Source organism: Pseudomonas gingeri (assembly GCF_013386165.1).
Classification (GTDB): Bacteria; Pseudomonadota; Gammaproteobacteria; order Pseudomonadales; family Pseudomonadaceae; genus Aquipseudomonas; species Aquipseudomonas gingeri_C.
The window spans coordinates 220881-238091 of sequence record NZ_JACAOS010000022.1; the positions used below are offsets into that span (position 1 = coordinate 220881).

The following is a 17211-nucleotide window of genomic DNA, read 5'->3' on the forward strand; positions in this document are numbered from 1 at the left end:
AATTCGGACGGATCAATACCCAGGGAACAGGATGCTCGACCTACGCAAGTTACGTTATTTTTTGACGGTCGCCGAAGAACTGCACTTCGGCCGCGCAGCGTTGCGCCTGCACCTCGCCCAGCCACCTTTGACCCGACAGATTTCGGCCCTCGAGTCCGAACTGGGCTTTCGTCTGTTCGACCGCACCAGCCGTACGGTCACGCTGACTGCGCAAGGCCAGCACTTTCTGCCTTACGCGCGCGCCGTGCTGGAACAGGCCAATCTGACCGAGGTCATCGCCAGCAAGCTGGCCGCCGGATCGGCCGGTCAACTGACGCTGGGTTACGCCAGCTCGATTGCGCTGTCGGATCTCTTCAGCCAAACGATTCAAGCCTTTGCCCAGCGCTTCCCCGACGTTCACCTGACACTGGTGGAAAGTGCTTCCAGCAGTCTTTACTCGCAAGTGGTGGAGGGAAGCATCGATATCGGCATGAGCCGGTTGCTGCCCGACAGCGGGCAAACCGAAGTGCAGGTTGTGTCCCATGGGAGAGAACCCCTGGTGGCCGCCCTTTGCAGCGATAACCCGCTGGCCGGCCTGGACGAAGTCACCCTGACCCAGCTCAGCGCGCATCCACTGATTCTGTTTCCGGCCGACTATGGTTCCGGGCTCAATGACTCCATCGAACAACTGTACCGACGCAATGGCCTGTCCATGCGTCCGGGCCCGTGCGGGCGGCAGATCACCTCGATCATCGCCCTGGTGGCCGCGGGCCAAGGTGTCGCCCTGGTCCCCGAGTGCACCATGAGCCTGGCCAGGAAGGGGGTGACCTACCGACCGCTGGCAGACCCCGACGCCTACGCGCAGTTGCTGATCCTGACCCGAGCACAAGGTCGTACGCTGCTGGTCGAGGCATTCATGGCCGTGGTCGACGAGCTTTTGCAGGGCCGGTAGTCCCATGATTCACCAGCGATAGCGACGGTGGATGTCACCTCGCAATCGCTGGCAAGCCCGCTTGGGAAAGCGTATTCAGCTCGACCGGCAGCTTACTGAACCTTGGCCAAATCACCCTTCAACGCCACACCACCGATAAACGCACCCGCATGGCACTCATAGGTGCTCGGGCTCTTGGTTTCGTTGCGCTTGTAGTAGCTGACGATATTGGTGACGGCATTCGCCCCGACCTTCTTCGCCGCATCGTTCAGGGTGATCAGCGCCGACTGCAGGGCCCAGGCACAGGCCTCCTCGTCGCTCTTGTTGAAGGCATTGGTCTTCTTGTTGGTCACCGCATCCGGGCTGACCACGCTGACCTTGCCCTTGGGTGTATTGCCCGCCAGATAGAACTTCACGCTGCCATCAATCTTGCCGGTGCTCACCGCTTCAGCCACGACCTTGTCGAACGGCAGGTTCAACAGGGTATCGCGGGCCTGGCTTAAGCCCGGCAGACTGCACAAGACCAGCGTGGCCGCCGCGGCCCAGAGGTTTGTTTTCATGCTCAACTCCTTGTGTGATGCAGGGAAGAAACTCAGTTACCGGGAAAGCGGTTGCGCCTCGCCAACGCCGATGGCTTGCGCGGTGGGCTGGTCATGATGGGCGCGCAGCTCGGCCAGGATGTCCTGGTCCAGAAAACGTACCCAGCGCAGGTAGTTCTTGTGGATCTTGCCGTCCTGGTAACCCATGCCGCTGCTGTCGCGGTAGACGATGGTGTAGGCGTTGGCGCTGTAGTTGATGTCGATCTCGACGTGGAATTTCTCACGCACAGTGATCTCGGCCTGGACCTGGCCCGGGTTGACGCGCTGCACGCTCCACGTGCGCTTGGTCAGGGCCGTGACAATCGCTTGTTTCACCTCTTCCTCGCTGGCCTGCACTTGCGGCGTGAGGGTGCGGCTCGGGTTGACGATGGGTTTGCTGGTACAGCCCGCGGTCAGCAGCAGGGCCAGGGTGACAAGTGCAACACGAAGCAGGGAAGACATTCCGTTTTCTCCAGGAGGGTTAAAAAATCAGCGCCAACGACGGAACACCAGGGAGGTGTTCACGCCGCCAAAGGCAAAGTTGTTGTTCATCACATACTCGTTGCTCATCTGCCGGAACTCGCCGCGCAGGTAATCCAGGTCGCCGCACTGCGGGTCGATCTGGTCGAGGTTCAAGGTCGGGACGTAGCTGTCACGGTTCATCATCTCGATGCTGAACCAGGCTTCCAGTGCACCGCAGGCACCCAGTGTGTGGCCGAAGAAGCTCTTCTGCGAACTGATGGGCATGCGCTTGCCGAACAGGCTGCTGGTGGCCAGGGTTTCGGCGATATCGCCCTGCTCGGTGGCAGTGCCGTGGCCGTTCACATAGCCGATGGCGTCCGCCGTTACGCCGGCATCTTCCAGGGCCAGCTCCATGGCCCGGCGCATGGTGCTCTGCTCCGGCCGGGTGGCGTGCTGGCCATCGGCGTTGCTGCCGAAACCAACGATTTCCGCATGAATAGGCGCGCCACGAGCGAGGGCATGCTCCAGCTCTTCGAGCACCAGCATGCCACCGCCTTCACCGATCACCAGGCCGTCGCGGCCGCTGTCGTAGGGGCGCGGGCTGGTGTGCGGTGCATCGTTTTTCAGGCTGGTGGCGTAGAGCGCATCGAACACCATGGCTTCGGTCGGGCAGAGTTCCTCGGCGCCGCCCGCCAGCATCAACGGCAGGCGCCCGAACTTGATCGCCTCGTAGGCATAACCGATGCCCTGGCTGCCGCTGGTGCAGGCGCTGGAGGTGGGGATCAGGCGTCCGGTCAGGCCGAAGAAAATGCTGATATTCGCCGCCGTGGTGTGGGGCATCATGCGCACGTAGGAGTTGGCGTTGAGTCCCTCGGCCACGGAGTTGATCAACATCATGCCGAAGGCCTTGATCTCGTCGGTGCTGCCGGTGGACGAGCCGCAGGCCACGCCCATGCGTCCATCGCGGATGATGTCGTTGCCCAGCAGGCCGGCGTCAGCCAGGGCCATTTCCGCCGCGCCAACGGCAAAGCGCGAGACCCGACCCATGCTGCGCAGCTGCTTGCGGGTCCAGTGCGACGGCACCGCATAGTCATCGATAGGCCCGGCCAGGCGCGTGTTCAGTTCAGTGAAACGCTCCCACTCGGCCATGTAGCGGATGCCGCTGCGGTTGGCGCGGAAGTTGGCTTCGATGCTGGCCCAGTCGCTGCCCAGGGAGGTGATACCGGCCATGCCGGTGACGACGACGCGCTTCATCAGCACAGGCCTCCGTTGACGGCCAGCACTTGCCGGGTGATATAGGAAGCTTCGCCGGACATCAGGAAATTCACCGCGCTGGCGACCTCTTCCGGTGTGCCCATGCGTTGCGCCGGGATCATTTTCAGCAGTTCTTCCACCGGCACGTTTTCATCGAGCATGGCGGTGTCGATCAGGCCCGGGGCGACGCAGTTGACGGTGATCTTGCGTTTGCCCAGTTCGATGGCCAGGGCCTTGGCGGCACCGATCAGGCCGGCCTTCGAGGCGCTGTAGTTGACCTGCCCACGGTTGCCGATCAGCCCGGACACCGAGGTGATGCAGACGATCCGCCCAGGAGCACGACGACGGATCATCGGCATCATCACCGGATGCAGGACGTTGTAGAAACCGTCGAGGTTGGTGCGCAGGACCAGGTCCCAGTCTTCTTCGGAGAGGGCCGGGAACGCGCCGTCACGGGTCAGTCCGGCGTTCAACACCACGCCGTAGTAGGCGCCATGTTCTTCGACATCGGCCTCAAGGCGGGTGCGGCAGGCTTCACGGTCGGACACGTCGAATTGCAGCACTCGGGCCTGTTGCCCCAGTGCCTGGATTTCGGCCTGCACGGACTCGGCGTCGGCGCGGCCGCTGCGGCAATGCAGCACCAGGTCAAAGCCGGCCCGGGCCAGGCGCAAGGCGATAGCACGGCCGATACCGCGGCTGGAGCCGGTGACCAGGATGGATTCAGTCATGACGCGACTCCTGTGATTCGGATAGATAAGCGGCGGCCTGGGGCGGACGGAACACGTTCAGGCGCGCGCTGGCATGGATGTCGGGACCGGTCAGGTGGCATTCGAACACACCCATGCCGTTGTCGTCCTCCAGCGAGCGCAAGGCGTGGATGCGCAATTGGCTGCCGACGGGAAAGTGCTCGACGTTGCACTCGAACTTGCGGGTGCCGAGCAGGAAACCCAGCTCCACCGGTTTGCCCTCGCCACGGGCGCGGCAACCGGCATAGGCGGCGACGCTCTGGGCCATCAGCTCGATCCCGAGCCAGGCCGGCAGGCTGCCGTCCTCGCGATTGAACAGGCCGTTCGGGCGTACGGTGAGGCAGGTGTGGATCTGTTCTTCATCGAAGGATAGGACCTGGTCGATCAGGATCATGTCCCCGGCATGGGGCAGCAATTCGGCGAGCGGCCAATCGATCATGGGGCGTCTCCGATAATCAGGCTGACGTTGTTGCCGCCGAAGGCAAAGGAGTTGCTCATCAGGCGGCGCAGTGGATGGACAGCGAGGCGGTCGCCCGGCTTGACCCAGTTCAGGGGCGCCAGCGCCGGGTCGGCCTGGCCGTCCCAGAGGTGCGGTGGCAAGGCGGCGGATGGGTTGTCGGCACTCAGGCTCAACCAGCAGAACGCTGCCTCCAGTGCACCGGCGGCACCCAGGGTGTGGCCGGTCATGGGTTTGGTCGAGGAGCAGGGCAGGCTCGCCGGGAACAGTTTGGACACGGCCAGGCTTTCCATGGCGTCGTTGTGCTGGGTCGCGGTGCCGTGCAGGTTCAGGTAGCCGATATCGGACGGTTGCAGGCTGGCTTGCTTCAGCGCTTTGCGCATGGCTTGCACGGCGCCCTGGCCGGTTGGGTCTGGGGCGGAAATATGGTGGGCGTCGCAACTGGCGCCGGCCCCCAGCAGGGCAATGGCAGGGCCATGGTCGGCCCGTCGGGTCATCAGGAACAGCACCGCCGCTTCGCCGATATTGATGCCGTTGCGGTTAACCGAAAACGGGTTGCAGCGCTGCGCCGACACGGCCTCCAGCGAGGTGAAGCCGCAGAGCGTCAGTTGGCACAGGCTGTCGACCCCGCCGCACAACACGGCGTCGCACAGCCCCAGATCAAGCAGGCGCCGGGCACTCATCAGTGCCCGTGCGCTGGACGTGCAGGCGGTGGAGATCACGTAGGCCGGGCCGCGCAGTTGCAGCCAGTCGGCGAGGAAGGTCGCCGGGGCGCTCAGTTCCTGTTGCTGGTAGTCATAACCTTCGGGGAAGTGGCCCTCGCGCAGATAATTGGCGATGCCACGGCTGGCTTCGTCGATGCCCGAGGTGCTGGTGCCCAGGACGATACCGATCCGCTCGCGACCGTAGGTGTCGATGGCGCGCTGGATCGGCGCGGCAATTTGCTGTGTGGCTTCCATCAGCAGTTGATTGTTGCGACTGGCCTGGGTGCTCAACTCAGCAGGAATCGCCGACAAGTCGCCGAGCACGGCGGCCACCGGCAGGCTGCGCTCCGGCACCCAGCCGCTTTCCACGCGCATGCCCGAGCAGTCGCCGGCAAACAGGTTGCGGGCCACCGTCTGCTTGTCGCGACCCAGGGCGCAGATCACGCCGAGGGCGTTCAGGTAGGCGGTCATGGGGTGTTCTCGCTCAACGGACTGATGCGGTATTGCAGACTGTCCGGCAGGCTCAGGGTGAAGTCCAGCGGCTGGCGATAGCTGACTCGCCAGCGGGCATCGAGGGTGCGTTCCGTGGCCTGGTGTTGCGCCGTCGGGTAGTTGCCCGCCAGTTCGGTATCCGGGGTCAGGGCGAACAGCAACGCCGCGAACAATTCGCGGGCCTGGGGGTTGGGCGGCAACAGGCCGTCGGCCTGCCACTCACCGTCCGACAGGCGCTGGCGGGCCAGGGGAATGCCCAGCGGGTCCATCAGCGACCAGCGCAGACTGTTCGCTTCGCGCTGGATCACCAACAGCCAGTCCTGGCGCTGTCCGGCCTGTTCGCGCTCGATATGCAATTGCAGCGGCAAGGCCAGGGTCGGCGTTTGCACGGGCAGCGGTGCGCGGCTGGCGCAGGCGCTCAGCAGCACAAGGCAGCCCAGCAACAGGGCACGGATCATTCGACAGGCCCGCCGAGGGGTTTGCGGGCGACCACGTTGACCAGGGTTTCCTCACGCTGGCCGATCGGCGGCGGGTTCTTCAGGCGCATGCGTTCCAGTAGCCCGAAGTCCTTGGACCGGCTCCACCACAGGTACGGGTAGGAGACATTCTGCGGGGTGAATTCGAAACCCTGGTCGCTGAGCATGTCCAGGTACTGCGCCGCGCTTTTCTGCACATGCATCGGGTGGCGGAACAGCCAGCGGATCACCCAGGTGTCGATATAGGCTTCGGTGGACTCGGCGAACAGCAGATAGCCGCCCGGTTTCAGCACGCGATAGAACTCGGCCAGGGCGCGATCCTGCTGCACCAGATGGTGGAAGGTCTGGTGGCAGAAGAGGATATCGACGCTTTGCGAGGGCACGTCGAGGGTCGCGCAGTCACTGCCGATCAACTCGACCTGCAGGCCGCGACGTTGCGCTTCTTCGCCGCTCAATTTCAGGCTCTGGGGATCGGCGTCGAGGCCGATCAGGCGCGACGGGGCGAAGACCTGCTGCAGATACTGGAAGGACTTGCCCTGGCCGCAACCGGCATCGAGGATCACCGGGTTGGCCGGCAGGGCGTCGCTGAACAGACCGCGCAGATCGTTGATTGCCACCCGCAGCACGTGGTGCTGCCAGGTGTGGCTGCGCAGGAACCAGAAACCGAAACGGGTTTCTTCGACGTAGGTGTCACTCAGGTAGGGGTTGCTCATGCCGGGGTACTCGCACAGATTTCCGACAGCATCCGCAGACGGCGCCGAGGTTCGCTGACAAAGGGGTTGCGCTCGTCCCAGGCATAGCCGGCGAGGATCGCACTGATCATGGCGCGGATTTCCGGCGAGCTGCCGGGATGAAAAATCACATCCTGGAAAGTCCCGGCGTACCAGCCTTCGACGTAGCAGCGGAAGGTGTCGACTCCGCGCTTGAGCGGTTCGGCGAACTGGGTCTGCCAGTCAACGCTTTCGCCTTGCAGTTGACGATGCAGCAGGCCGGCGGCCATGCTCGCCGAACGCATGGCGATGGTCACGCCGGAGGAAAACACCGGGTCGAGGAATTCCGCCGCGTTGCCCAGCAGGGCGAAGCCCGGCCCGTGCAGGGTTTTGACGTTGGCCGAGTAGCCGCCAATGGTCCGTGCCGGGGTGTCCCACACGGCGTTTTCCATCACCGCTTGCAGGCTCGGAGTTTGTGCGACGAAGCCTTTGAGGCAGGCATCCAGGTCATCGGTGCGCCCGGCAAAGTGTTCGGCGGCGGCGACCACACCGATGGAGCAACGGCCATTGCTGAACGGGATGGTCCAGAACCAGATATCGCGCTTTTGCGGATGGGTGGTGATAAGGATCTTTTCCCGCTCGAAACCGGGGTGTTCGATACGGTCTTCGACGTGGGTGAAGACGGCTTGGCGCACCGGGAAATTCGAGGGTGCTTCGAGGTCGAGCAGGCGCGGCAGCACCCGGCCGTAGCCGCTGGCATCGAGGACGAAGCGGGCTTCGATCAGGTACTCGCTGCCGTCTTCGCGACGGGCCCGCAGTTGCGGTTGTGGAAGGTCGAAATCAACGCTGACCACGGCTTCGCCGTAGCGGATTTCCACGCCCTGCAGTTGTGCCTGATCCGCCAGCAGCTTGTCGAAATCGGCACGCTGGACCTGGAAGGTGGTCGGCTTGCCGTTGCTGAATGTCTTGCCGAAGTCGAAGGCGCTGTAGTGTTCGCCCCAGGCGAAGGCCGCGCCGTTCTTCAACTGGAACCCGGCGGCGTTGACGGCGTCGAGCATGCCGGCTTCTTCGACGAAATCCAGGCAGTGGGACAGCAGGCTTTCACCGATGGAAAAGCGCGGGAAGTGTTGGCGCTCGACAATCAGCACGTCGTGACCGTTGCGCTTGAGCAAGGCGGCAGCGATGGCGCCGGAAGGGCCGGCGCCAATCACCACGACTTCGCGACGCTCCATTTCAATCATTGGCACACAGGCTCCTTGCGGGGTTCGACGGATTCATAGGGATAGGTTTGCTGTCGTCACGCTTGGCGGCCGTGATCGGCTGGGCGTTCTGCGGCGCTGGTGTCTTGTCGCTCGGACGTGCGGCCCAAGGCGCGAGCAGGAAGCTGAAGGCCAGCCCCAGGCTGACCGCCAGGCCGAAATTGCTCACCGCTGGGGTACTGGAAATCGCCAGCAGGCCGAATGACAGCCAGGTGGTCAGCGCCGCCAGCAGGGTGCCCAACAGACTGACGGCAGCCCCGCCGATCTGCTCGCGCATCAGGATCGCGTAGTCGACGCTGATGGCGGTCACCAGCAGCAGGCCGAACAGGCTGAACAGCGTCAACGGCTGACCGAGCCAGCCGAGGCTGGCCAGGCTGCAGAGGGCCGCCAGCAGTGGCAGTGCAACGATTCGCAGAGCGCCGCCGAGACCGAACGGCAGGATCAGCAACAGCACGATCAGTACGCAGGAGGCCAGTTTCAGTTCGGCGGCGCTGACCTGGGTGGCGGCAAAGACCTTGTTCAGCTCGCCCAGCCGATCCACCAGTTGGACGCCCGGCAGACCCACGGTTTGCGACCGCAACAGGTCGGCGTTGTTCAAGCCGCGCAAGCTGACCATGCCCGCCACGCCGTCGGCGTCCGCGCCCAGCCACAGCAGGCGCCAGGGTTCGGACAACGGGCCTTTGAGGGCGCTGTCGATATCCTGGATCGGCAAGGCTTGCAGTTGTGCCAATTCGTTTTGCAAGGCCACGGCCGGTACGCCGAGGTCGAGCAAGGGTTGCCAGAACCCCGGCAGTTGCTTGAGGGAATTGTGCAACTGTTGTTGTTCCCGAGGCAGGCTGACCACCTGGTCCAGGGACTGATAGCCCTGGAGTTTGCCCTGCTGCACCAGTTGTTCGAGACGTTCGCCGAGGGTGGCCTGACGCTCCAGTAACTGTTGTTGATCGGCACCGCGGACCAGGAAGAACTGGCTGGTGGGCTGGTAGCCGGTGATCCGTGCGACGGCCTGGGCCTCGGCCTGCAATTGCGGCGGCGCGCCGACCCACTGGCGAATATCGTTCTTTGTACTCAGGTGCCACAGGCCACCGGCGCAGAACAGCACCAGCAGCGCCAGCAGCAGGCGGCTGCTCACCTTGCGCAGCAGCGCTTCACGCAGCCTCAGCAAAACTTCGCAGACCCGCAGCGGCCATTGCGCCGGACGCAGGTCGGTGCCCTTGAGCAACGCCGGCAGCAGGCACACGGCGGTTAAGTAGGCGCCGAGCAGACCGGCGGCGGAAAACACGGCGATCTGGGTCAGGGCCGGAAACGGTGTCCAGGCCAGGGCCAGGTAACCGATGCAACTGGTGGCCAGGCTCAGGCTCAGCCCGGGCAGGGTGATGCGCAGGGCCGGCCAGCTGTGCCAGGGTTTCAGGCTCCAGCTCTTGGACAGGTAATGCAGCGGGTAGTCGACGGCCACGCCGATCAGGCTGGCCCCCAGCACCAGGGTCATCACGTGCAGATGGCCGAACAGCGCCACGCAGGCCACGGTGCCGAACAGCATGCCCACCAGCACCGGGACGAACGCCAGCAAGACGCGCCAGCGGCGGAAGGCCAGCAACAGCAGCAGGAGAATGCCGACAGTGGCGCCACCGCCGACCCAGGTAATTTCCCGGGTCGCCTGTTGCTGGCCATTGGCGGCGTACAGCAGGCCGCTGGCGGCGAGCAGTTGGGCGTCGTCCTGGGCGGCTTCTTCGCGACTGTGCTTGAGCAGCTCGGCGACTTGCACGGGCAGCTTCATGTCGAAGGCGTTGCCCTGGGTCCGGGCGCGCAACAGCACCCAGCTTTTGCCGTCGGCCTCGGCGACCAGCGCGCCGCTGCCGATATCAAATTGCACCGCGCCGGGTTTCGGGCGGCTGTCCTGGATCCGTCCGGTCAGGCCGAGCCAGTCGTCCTGGCTCGGCACCAGGCTGACCCCGGCAAAGGGATCGAACAGGGCCTGGACTCGTTGCTGGATAAACGCCGCCGGGTGCTCGATCAGTTGTTGCCGGTCCGCGCGGGTGAGCATCGCCAGCCGGCTGGCCAGCAGTTGTTGGCGCAAGGCCGGGAGGTCAGCCTGCAAGCTCCATTGCACCGTTTCGAACAGCCCGCTGGCCTGCCAGCGTTCACCCAGCCGTTGCGCCAGGGCAATGGCTTTCTGGCGATCGGCCTGGCCCACCAGCACCAGCATTTCCCGGTTCAAGGGCTCCTGCATGCGCTGTTCGGCCTTGAGTTCCAGGGCATTGGGTGCCGAGCCCGGAACCAGTTCCATGAGGTCGGCCGACACGGGCGCGCCATGGCGCCATTGCCAGCCGGCGAGCGCCAGCACGGCCAGCAGCAGGATCAGGAACAGACGCGGCAGCAGGCGTTCACTCGGCAAAGTCGTGCTGCTCCGCGTCGCTCAGGGGCAGGGCCGAGGTGCTGTCCTGCATGCGTAGGACCGTGCTGTCGCCCTGGGTTTCCAGCAGTTCGATGCGTTGCACCAGATCGCCACCGTCGATATTGATCCGGGTGAAGATCTGTTTGAGCAGTACCGAGCGCGGAATCAGGGTCAGTTGCCAGTGCTGGGCCTCGCCTTGCAGTTGCAGTTCGAAGTCCCGTTGCAGGCCGCTGCTGTCGCCTTGCAGCACGGCGATGAACAAGCGGTTCTGTTCGGCCCCGGCGCTTTTGTTCGGGACCATTTGCCAGCCGCTCGGGTCGCGCCGGGCGATGCCTTTGGCGCTGATGCGGTAGTCCTGTTGCAACGGGGTCTTGAGCAGCCAGAGCAGGCCGTGGTCTTTGGCGAGGACGAAGGTGCCCTTGCTGGTCAGCGGTTGCGGCAAGGCGCGCAGGTGTTTTTCCTGGATAAAGCTGCCGTGGATCACCGACGGTTTGGCCAGCTGCTCGCTGAGCTGTTGCAGGTCGAAGGCCGAGGCGTGGGTGGACAGGCCCAGGCAGAACACGAGCAACAGGTCGCGCACGACCCCTGTAGGAGCCGGCTTGCCGGCGATGAGGCCCGCGAGATTTGTGGAGAGCTTGCGGACGCCATCGCTGGCAAGCCAGCTCCTACAAAGGGTGTGTTGTATCCAGGTGAGGGGGCTCATGCGAGCACCTTTTCGACAGCGTCGACGAAGACTTTTGGCGAGGCCAACTGCATTTCCCGGCTCTGGATCTCCACGGCCACCTGCACGGTGCTGGCGCGGGTCAGGCGTTCGCCACTGGCCAGGTCGGTGATCAGGTAGCTGACCTTCAAGCGGTTCTCCCACTCCACCAGGTTGGCCCGCACATTGATCTTCTGGCCGAACACCGCCCCGCGCACATAGCGCAGTTGCAGGTCGATCACCGGCCACGCATAGCCGGATTCGAGCATCTGCGTGTAGTTGTGGCCGATATGGTCCAGCAACGCGCAGCGGGCGACTTCCAGGTACTTCACGTAATGACCGTGCCAGACCACATGCATGGTGTCGACGTCAAAAAACGGCACCAGGATCTCGGTATCGACATGCAACACGCCGCGGCTACGCATGCAGCCTCCAGTGTTGCTCGGCGATGCGTTTCAGGCACAGGCGCAGCTCGGCTTCGAGGGCGCGGTCTTCGATCACCGGCGGGAAATCCTTGGCCAGGGCTTCGTGCATCGCCGCCAGGGCCGGCGGCAGCGGCCGTGCATCGTCGGCCTGGCTGCGCAGCCAGACACCTTGATTGGCCGCGAGCAAGGTGGCGGCGGCGACCTGTTCGGTCAGTTCCAGCACACGGATCGCGTCGCGGGCGGCAATGGTGCCCATGCTCACCTTGTCCTGGTTGTGGCATTCGGTGGAACGCGAGAAAACGCTGGCCGGCATGGTGTTTTTCAGGGCTTCGGCGGTCCAGGCGCTGGTGCCGATCTGCACGGCCTTGAAGCCATGATTGAGCATCGCGCGTTCGGCACTGGCACCGGACAGGTTGCTCGGCAGGCCATGGTTGTAGCGCACGTCCACCAGCAGCGCGAGTTGGCGATCGAGCAGGTCGGCGACGTTGGCCACCAGGGTCTTGAGGCTGTCCATGGCGAAGGCGATATGCCCGCCGTAGAAGTGCCCGCCGTGGAGCACGCGTTCTTCTTCGGCGTCGATGATCGGGTTGTCGTTGGCGCTGTTCAATTCCGTTTCGATGAACGCACGCAACCAGCCCAGGCTGTCGGCCAGGACCCCGAGAACATGGGGCGCGCAGCGCAGCGAGTAACGATCCTGCAAACGGTGCAGCGGCGCGGTCGGTGCGTCGATGGCCAGGTCCTTGCGCAACCACGCGGCGACTTGCATCTGCCCCGGGTGCGGCTTGGCGGCGAACAGGCGTTCGTCGAAGTGCTCGGGGTTGCCTTGCAGCGCCACCACGTTGAGGGCGGTGATGCGGGTCGCTAGTTGCAGCAGGTAGTCGGCGCGGGCAAAGGCCAGGCAGGCCAGGCCGGTCATGACGGCGGTGCCGTTCATCAACGCCAGGGCTTCCTTGGGCCGCAGCACCAGCGGGTCCCAGCCGAGTTCACGGTGCACGTCGCAGGCTTGGCGGCGTTCGCCGCGAAACAGCACTTCGCGTTCGCCGGAAAGGGTTGCGGCCACATAGGACAGCGGTGTCAGGTCACCGCTGGCGCCGACCGAGCCCTCTTCGGGAATCAGCGGCAGGATATCCTGGTCGAGGAAGGCCTGCAGGCGCTCCAGCAGTTCCACACGCACCCCGGACACGCCATGGCACAGCGACTGCAACCGCGCCGCCAGCACCGCACGGGTCGCCTGCGGGTCGAGCAACTGGCCCAGGCCGCAGCCGTGGAAGGTGTAGAGGTGACGCGGCAGCGCCTCGACATGCTGCAGCGGCACCGCCACCACGCAGGAGTCGCCGTAGCCGGTGGTGACGCCGTAGATCACGCCTTCCTTGTCCAGCAACGAGTCAAGGAACTGCGCGCCCTTGGCAATGCGCTGGCGGAACGCCGGGTCGCCTTGCAGCTGGGTGGGCACCTGACGGTTGGCCAGGGCCAGCACATCTTTGATGCGCAGCGGGAGTTCGCCGAAGGTGACCGGCTCAAGCGGATGCGTTGTCATCGGATTTCCAGAAAGGGTAGAAATTGAACCATTGGTGCGGTGCCTGCAGGCAGTACTGGCCCAGGCGTTCGGCGTAGCGGGCGGCCCAGTGGGCGATCACCTGGTCGCGGTCGCTGCGTTTCCACTGCACCGCTTCGGTGAAGGGTTCGAGGGTAATGCGGTAGCGACCCTGGAGCTTCAGGCAGAACAACAGGTTGACCGGGCATTTCAGCAATCCGGCCAGCAGCCACGGGCCTTGCGGGAAGGCGGCCGGCTGGCCGAGGAAATCCACCCGCACGTGGCGTGCACCTTGCAGCGGCACACGGTCGCCGGCAATCGCCAGCCACTCGCCACGGTCCAGGCGCTGGCTGAGTTGCAGCATGACCGCCGGGTCCAGTTCGCTGACCTGGATCAGCCGCAGGTTGGTCGCCCCGGCTTCGCCCAGCAGGCGGTTGAAGCCTTCGGCGTGGCGGGTGTGAACCAGCACGTTCATGGTGACCTTTTCGCCCAGTTCGGCGAGGGCGCGGCAGACTTCCAGGTTGCCCAGGTGGGCGCCTACCAGCATCTGCCCGCGCTCGCCGCGCAACTGATCGCGCAGCAGCGCCGGGTCAACGATCTCGATCTGCTCGATGCGCAACTTGCCGTTCCACACGTCGAGCTTGTCCAGCAGCGCATCGGCAAAGGCCATGAACTGCCGGAAGACCTTCATGCGGGTCGGGCGCAGGGCGTTTTGACCGCTCCAGTCAGCCAGGCGTTGCTGGTATTGCCAGGCACTTTGCCGGGCGCTGCGGCCGAACAGGAAGAAGTACAGGACAATACCGTGCAGCACCGGGCTGAGCACTTTGCGACCGAGCACCTTGATGCCGAAGGCGGTGAGTTTCATCAGCCAGAAGCTGCCGCGTTCCTGCTGGTCGGCCCAGTGTTTCGGTTCGGCACTCATGCCCGCCACCGTCGCCAGAGAATGTTTGGCAGGCGCAGCAACATGCCGAAGAACAGCCGGGTGTGCATGCCGGAAATCAGCGCGTTGTCGTGGAACAGGCGAAAGTGCGAGAGGCCGTCCTGGGGGTAGTGGACCCGGGTCGGCAACCAGCGCATGGGCTGGTTGCGCCAGGCCAGGCGCACGAGGATTTCCGGGTCGAAGTCCATGCGTTTGCCGAGCCGGGCGTTGTTGATCAAGGCCAGCACCGGCGGCAGCGGATAGACCCGGAAGCCGCACATGGAGTCCGGAATCTGCAACGACAGGCTGTTGATCCAGACCCAGACATGGGTCAGGTAACGGGCATAGAGCCGGCCCTTGGGCACGCTCTCGTCGTATTGCGGGTAGCCGCAGATCAGCGCCTCGGGATGCTCGCGTGAAGCGTCGAGGAAGGTGGTGACATCGGCCAGGTCGTGCTGGCCGTCGGCATCCACCTGCAGGGCGTGGCTGAAGCCCAGACGTGAGGCCTCCCGCAGCCCGGCCATGACCGCGCCGCCCTTGCCCTGGTTGACCGGCAGTTTCACCAGGAAGATGGCCTCGTGGCTGGCCAATTGTTCGAGCACCGCGGCACAGGCCGGGCTGCTGGCGTCGTCCACCAGCACGCAGGGCAGACCGGCGTGCAACAGGGCTTCGACCACTGCGGGCACGGCGGTCTCATGGTTATAGACGGGGATGACGGCGCAGGGCTTATGCATGGCTGGCCTCCAGCACAATGCGCCCGCTGGAACAGGCGGCGGTGGCGTTGCGGAAGGCGAAGTGCAGTTTGCTGCGTTCGCGGTCGAAGCGCAGGCTCAGTTCAAGGCGATCGCCCGGACGGACCAGTTGCTGGAATTTCAGTACTTCCATGCCGGCGAATTTTTCCGGCAGTTCGAGACGCTCGCGTCCCAGGTCCAGGGCCCAATCCACTTGCACGACACCAGGCAGCACCGGAGTAGCGGGGAAATGCCCGCTGAAGTAGGCCAGGTCCGGCGGAACGGCCAACTGCAACAGCCATTCACCATCCATCTCCTGTTGCGCCAGCACTTCCGGACCTTTGGGACGCGGAGCCCGCAACAGCGCCTGGACCTCGGCTTGCGGCAACTTGCCCTGGGGGTTCAGCGGCAATTGCCGCAGCAGACGCCAGCGCCGTGGCAGCGCCAGGGCTTCGCAATGTTTGAGCAGGTGCGCGCGCAGGGCTTCGGTCAGGGCGCGGCGGCCCTGGTTGCGCAGGCTGTGCAGCCCTTGAGCGGTGAGCACCAGCAGCGCCCCGAGATAGGCGCGGTTTTCCTGCACCACGCCCAGCCGTGCTTCGGCGACCCAGTCGTGTGCCATCAAGGCCTGTTCGAGCATCGGCAGGGAGATACGTTTCTCTTCCAGCTTGACGATGCGGTCCAGCCGACCCAGCAGTTCAAACCGCCCATCGGCTTCGAAGCGCACCGCGTCCGCCGTCTGTTCGATATGACCGTGGGGCAGATAAGGCGAAGCCACCTGCAAGGCGCCGTCCGGGTCCTGGCTCAGTCGCACATCGGCGAAAGGCCGCCACAGCGGGTCGCCCTGGCGCCAGGCGATACCGCCGGTTTCCGAGCTGCCGAGGATTTCCGTCGGCCATTGTCGCAGGCGTTGTTGCAGGCTGGAGGCCGCTTCCGGCGGGAGTGCTCCGCCCGAGGAGAACACCTGGCGGACCTGGCTCAAGGCCGGCCAGTCGAGGTTGTCGCCCATGCGTTTGAGCAGCGCCGGACTCGCCACCCAGGCGAATTGCGCGTGTTCACGGCTGGCGCGTTGCAGGTCTTCGGGAAAGGCCAGTTGCTTGCGCACGAAGGTCCGGCCGGCACACAGCGGCCAGAGCACGCGGAACAGCAAACCATAGATATGTTGGGTGGCGACGCTGCCGATGATGCAGGCCTGGCCGAGGTCGGCGCCCCACAGCTGTTCCAGGGCCAGGACTTCATTGGCCAGCTGGCGCAGGGTTTTTTCGATGCGCTTGGGTTCGCCACTGGAACCGGAGGTGCACAGGCTCAGGTGGCAGTCATCGAGCTCGAGCGCGGCCGGTCTCAAGGGATCGGCGCTGAGGTATTCGATGGCGCTGCGGTCCGTCAGCCACAGGTCGACGTCCGGCGCCCAGCGTTGGCGGGTCTGCTCTTGCAGGTCGGCGGGCAGCAGCACCCGAACGCCGGCGCGCCAGGCAGCGAGCAAGGCGATGGCCAAGTCCCCGGCGTCTTCCAGGTGCACGGCAATCTGTTTCACGCCACGGGCCTGCAAGCCGGCCGCCAGGCTCAAGGCCTGTTGCGTCAGTCCGGCATGATCCAGCGGCGGATCAAGGGTGACCGCACGGAGTGCGTGCGACTTGAGCAACAACTGCTCAAGGTTTATCCAATTCATGCGCGGCCTCTTACCCGTTGTCGTACCAGCCATTCAATGGCAAACAGCAAGCCCATCAGCCCGTAGGCGATCAAGCCGTTGTACAACGTCCACCAGCTCAGCGGCGCCCAGAGGGTCAGGGCGGCGGCGATCAGGCCGTTACAGAGAAAAAACAGGCTCCAGACTTTGGTCACCTGTCTCGTATAAACAATGGCCACTTGCGGCAGTTGCGGCTCGCGCAGGCGGGCCAGCCGCTCGACCACCGGCGGGCCGAATTTCAGGCTCAGGCTGAACAGGCCGAGCATGAAGGCGCTGATCAGCACCGGATACCAGCGCAGCAGCAGCGGGTTGTTGAGCAATGCCAGCAAGCCGCAGAACGCGATGGCGCAGAGGGCCATCCACAGGCTGCCGGGTCGCCGTTCGCCGGTCAGGGCCCGGGCCAGCCACAGGCCGCCGAGCAACAGCCCGAACTGCCAGGGCGCGAAATGCTCCATGCCGAAATACACCGCAAAGGGGTACAGCAGGCCCGCCAGCAGCAGGCCCAGGCCGATCAGGCGTTTCATGCGGCCGGTTGCACCAGGCGAAACACCGCCTCGACCACATCGTTGACGGTACGCACCGACTTGAATTCCTCGGCGGCGATTTTCTTGCCGGTTTGACGCTTGATGTGGTCGATCAGGTCCACGGCGTCGATGCTGTCGATTTCCAGGTCCTGGTACAGATTGCTGTCCAGGGTGACGCGTTCGGGTTCCAGCTCGAAGAGTTCGACCAGGGCATCGCGCAGGGTGTTGAAGATATCGTCACGGGTTTGCATGGT

The 17211-nt window shown here is 64.6% G+C and carries 19 protein-coding genes; 1 reads left to right on the forward strand and 18 read right to left on the reverse strand.

The window, feature by feature from the left end; genetic code table 11:
* Nucleotides 1–31: 31 nt before the first annotated feature.
* Nucleotides 32–931 carry a LysR family transcriptional regulator gene (locus HX866_RS28680; RefSeq protein ID WP_177102951.1) on the forward strand — a complete coding sequence of 300 codons (900 nt, stop codon included), beginning with the start codon at nucleotides 32–34 and terminating at the stop codon, nucleotides 929–931.
* Nucleotides 932–1023: 92 nt separating this feature from the next.
* On the opposite strand, the gene HX866_RS28685 is transcribed toward HX866_RS28680, so the two are convergent.
* From HX866_RS28685 to HX866_RS28770, 18 genes are read right to left on the reverse strand one after another with little or no spacing between them, the layout of a single operon-like run.
* Nucleotides 1024–1470, reverse strand: a complete 447-nt coding sequence (locus HX866_RS28685; RefSeq protein ID WP_177140920.1) for an excinuclease — start codon at nucleotides 1468–1470, stop codon at nucleotides 1024–1026.
* 36 nt (nucleotides 1471–1506) lie between these two features.
* Nucleotides 1507–1950 carry a hypothetical protein gene (locus tag HX866_RS28690; RefSeq protein WP_177090675.1) on the reverse strand — a complete coding sequence of 148 codons (444 nt, stop codon included), beginning with the start codon at nucleotides 1948–1950 and terminating at the stop codon, nucleotides 1507–1509.
* Between the two features lie 27 nt (nucleotides 1951–1977).
* On the reverse strand, nucleotides 1978–3204 hold the full coding sequence (locus HX866_RS28695) for a beta-ketoacyl-ACP synthase (protein WP_177125484.1): 1227 nt from the start codon (nucleotides 3202–3204) through the stop codon (nucleotides 1978–1980).
* Nucleotides 3204–3932 (reverse strand): 3-ketoacyl-ACP reductase FabG2, encoded by a 729-nt coding sequence (locus tag HX866_RS28700; RefSeq protein ID WP_177090671.1) that lies wholly within the window; start codon nucleotides 3930–3932, stop codon nucleotides 3204–3206. The genes HX866_RS28695 and HX866_RS28700 overlap by 1 nt, the downstream gene beginning before the upstream one ends.
* On the reverse strand, nucleotides 3925–4389 hold the full coding sequence (locus HX866_RS28705; protein ID WP_177125485.1) for a hotdog family protein: 465 nt from the start codon (nucleotides 4387–4389) through the stop codon (nucleotides 3925–3927). Before HX866_RS28705 ends, HX866_RS28700 begins: the two co-directional genes overlap by 8 nt.
* The gene (locus HX866_RS28710) at nucleotides 4386–5582 is read right to left on the reverse strand and encodes a beta-ketoacyl-[acyl-carrier-protein] synthase family protein (RefSeq protein WP_177140921.1); all 1197 of its coding nucleotides are present in this window, start codon (nucleotides 5580–5582) and stop codon (nucleotides 4386–4388) included. Before HX866_RS28710 ends, HX866_RS28705 begins: the two co-directional genes overlap by 4 nt.
* On the reverse strand, nucleotides 5579–6061 hold the full coding sequence (locus HX866_RS28715) for a DUF3261 domain-containing protein (RefSeq protein WP_177140922.1): 483 nt from the start codon (nucleotides 6059–6061) through the stop codon (nucleotides 5579–5581). Before HX866_RS28715 ends, HX866_RS28710 begins: the two co-directional genes overlap by 4 nt.
* Complete coding sequence (locus tag HX866_RS28720) at nucleotides 6058–6792, reverse strand: class I SAM-dependent methyltransferase (protein WP_177140923.1); 735 nt, start codon at nucleotides 6790–6792, stop codon at nucleotides 6058–6060. Before HX866_RS28720 ends, HX866_RS28715 begins: the two co-directional genes overlap by 4 nt.
* On the reverse strand, nucleotides 6789–8036 hold the full coding sequence (locus HX866_RS28725) for an NAD(P)/FAD-dependent oxidoreductase (protein ID WP_177140924.1): 1248 nt from the start codon (nucleotides 8034–8036) through the stop codon (nucleotides 6789–6791). Before HX866_RS28725 ends, HX866_RS28720 begins: the two co-directional genes overlap by 4 nt.
* Nucleotides 8023–10440, reverse strand: coding sequence for an MMPL family transporter (locus HX866_RS28730; RefSeq protein WP_177140925.1), 2418 nt, complete (start codon nucleotides 10438–10440; stop codon nucleotides 8023–8025). The genes HX866_RS28725 and HX866_RS28730 overlap by 14 nt, the downstream gene beginning before the upstream one ends.
* Complete coding sequence (locus HX866_RS28735; RefSeq protein WP_177140926.1) at nucleotides 10430–11143, reverse strand: outer membrane lipoprotein carrier protein LolA; 714 nt, start codon at nucleotides 11141–11143, stop codon at nucleotides 10430–10432. Before HX866_RS28735 ends, HX866_RS28730 begins: the two co-directional genes overlap by 11 nt.
* Nucleotides 11140–11565 (reverse strand): acyl-CoA thioesterase, encoded by a 426-nt coding sequence (locus HX866_RS28740; RefSeq protein ID WP_177090656.1) that lies wholly within the window; start codon nucleotides 11563–11565, stop codon nucleotides 11140–11142. Before HX866_RS28740 ends, HX866_RS28735 begins: the two co-directional genes overlap by 4 nt.
* Nucleotides 11558–13102: an HAL/PAL/TAL family ammonia-lyase gene (locus HX866_RS28745; protein WP_177140927.1), complete on the reverse strand. Its 1545-nt coding sequence runs from the start codon at nucleotides 13100–13102 to the stop codon at nucleotides 11558–11560. Before HX866_RS28745 ends, HX866_RS28740 begins: the two co-directional genes overlap by 8 nt.
* Nucleotides 13083–14021 carry an LpxL/LpxP family acyltransferase gene (locus tag HX866_RS28750; protein ID WP_177140928.1) on the reverse strand — a complete coding sequence of 313 codons (939 nt, stop codon included), beginning with the start codon at nucleotides 14019–14021 and terminating at the stop codon, nucleotides 13083–13085. The genes HX866_RS28745 and HX866_RS28750 overlap by 20 nt, the downstream gene beginning before the upstream one ends.
* Nucleotides 14018–14752 (reverse strand): glycosyltransferase family 2 protein, encoded by a 735-nt coding sequence (locus tag HX866_RS28755; protein ID WP_177140929.1) that lies wholly within the window; start codon nucleotides 14750–14752, stop codon nucleotides 14018–14020. Before HX866_RS28755 ends, HX866_RS28750 begins: the two co-directional genes overlap by 4 nt.
* The gene (locus HX866_RS28760; protein ID WP_177140930.1) at nucleotides 14745–16415 is read right to left on the reverse strand and encodes an AMP-binding protein; all 1671 of its coding nucleotides are present in this window, start codon (nucleotides 16413–16415) and stop codon (nucleotides 14745–14747) included. Before HX866_RS28760 ends, HX866_RS28755 begins: the two co-directional genes overlap by 8 nt.
* Nucleotides 16412–16957 (reverse strand): hypothetical protein, encoded by a 546-nt coding sequence (locus HX866_RS28765; protein ID WP_177090646.1) that lies wholly within the window; start codon nucleotides 16955–16957, stop codon nucleotides 16412–16414. Before HX866_RS28765 ends, HX866_RS28760 begins: the two co-directional genes overlap by 4 nt.
* Nucleotides 16954–17208, reverse strand: a complete 255-nt coding sequence (locus tag HX866_RS28770; protein WP_100940447.1) for an acyl carrier protein — start codon at nucleotides 17206–17208, stop codon at nucleotides 16954–16956. The genes HX866_RS28765 and HX866_RS28770 overlap by 4 nt, the downstream gene beginning before the upstream one ends.
* Between the last annotated feature and the right edge of the window lie 3 nt (nucleotides 17209–17211).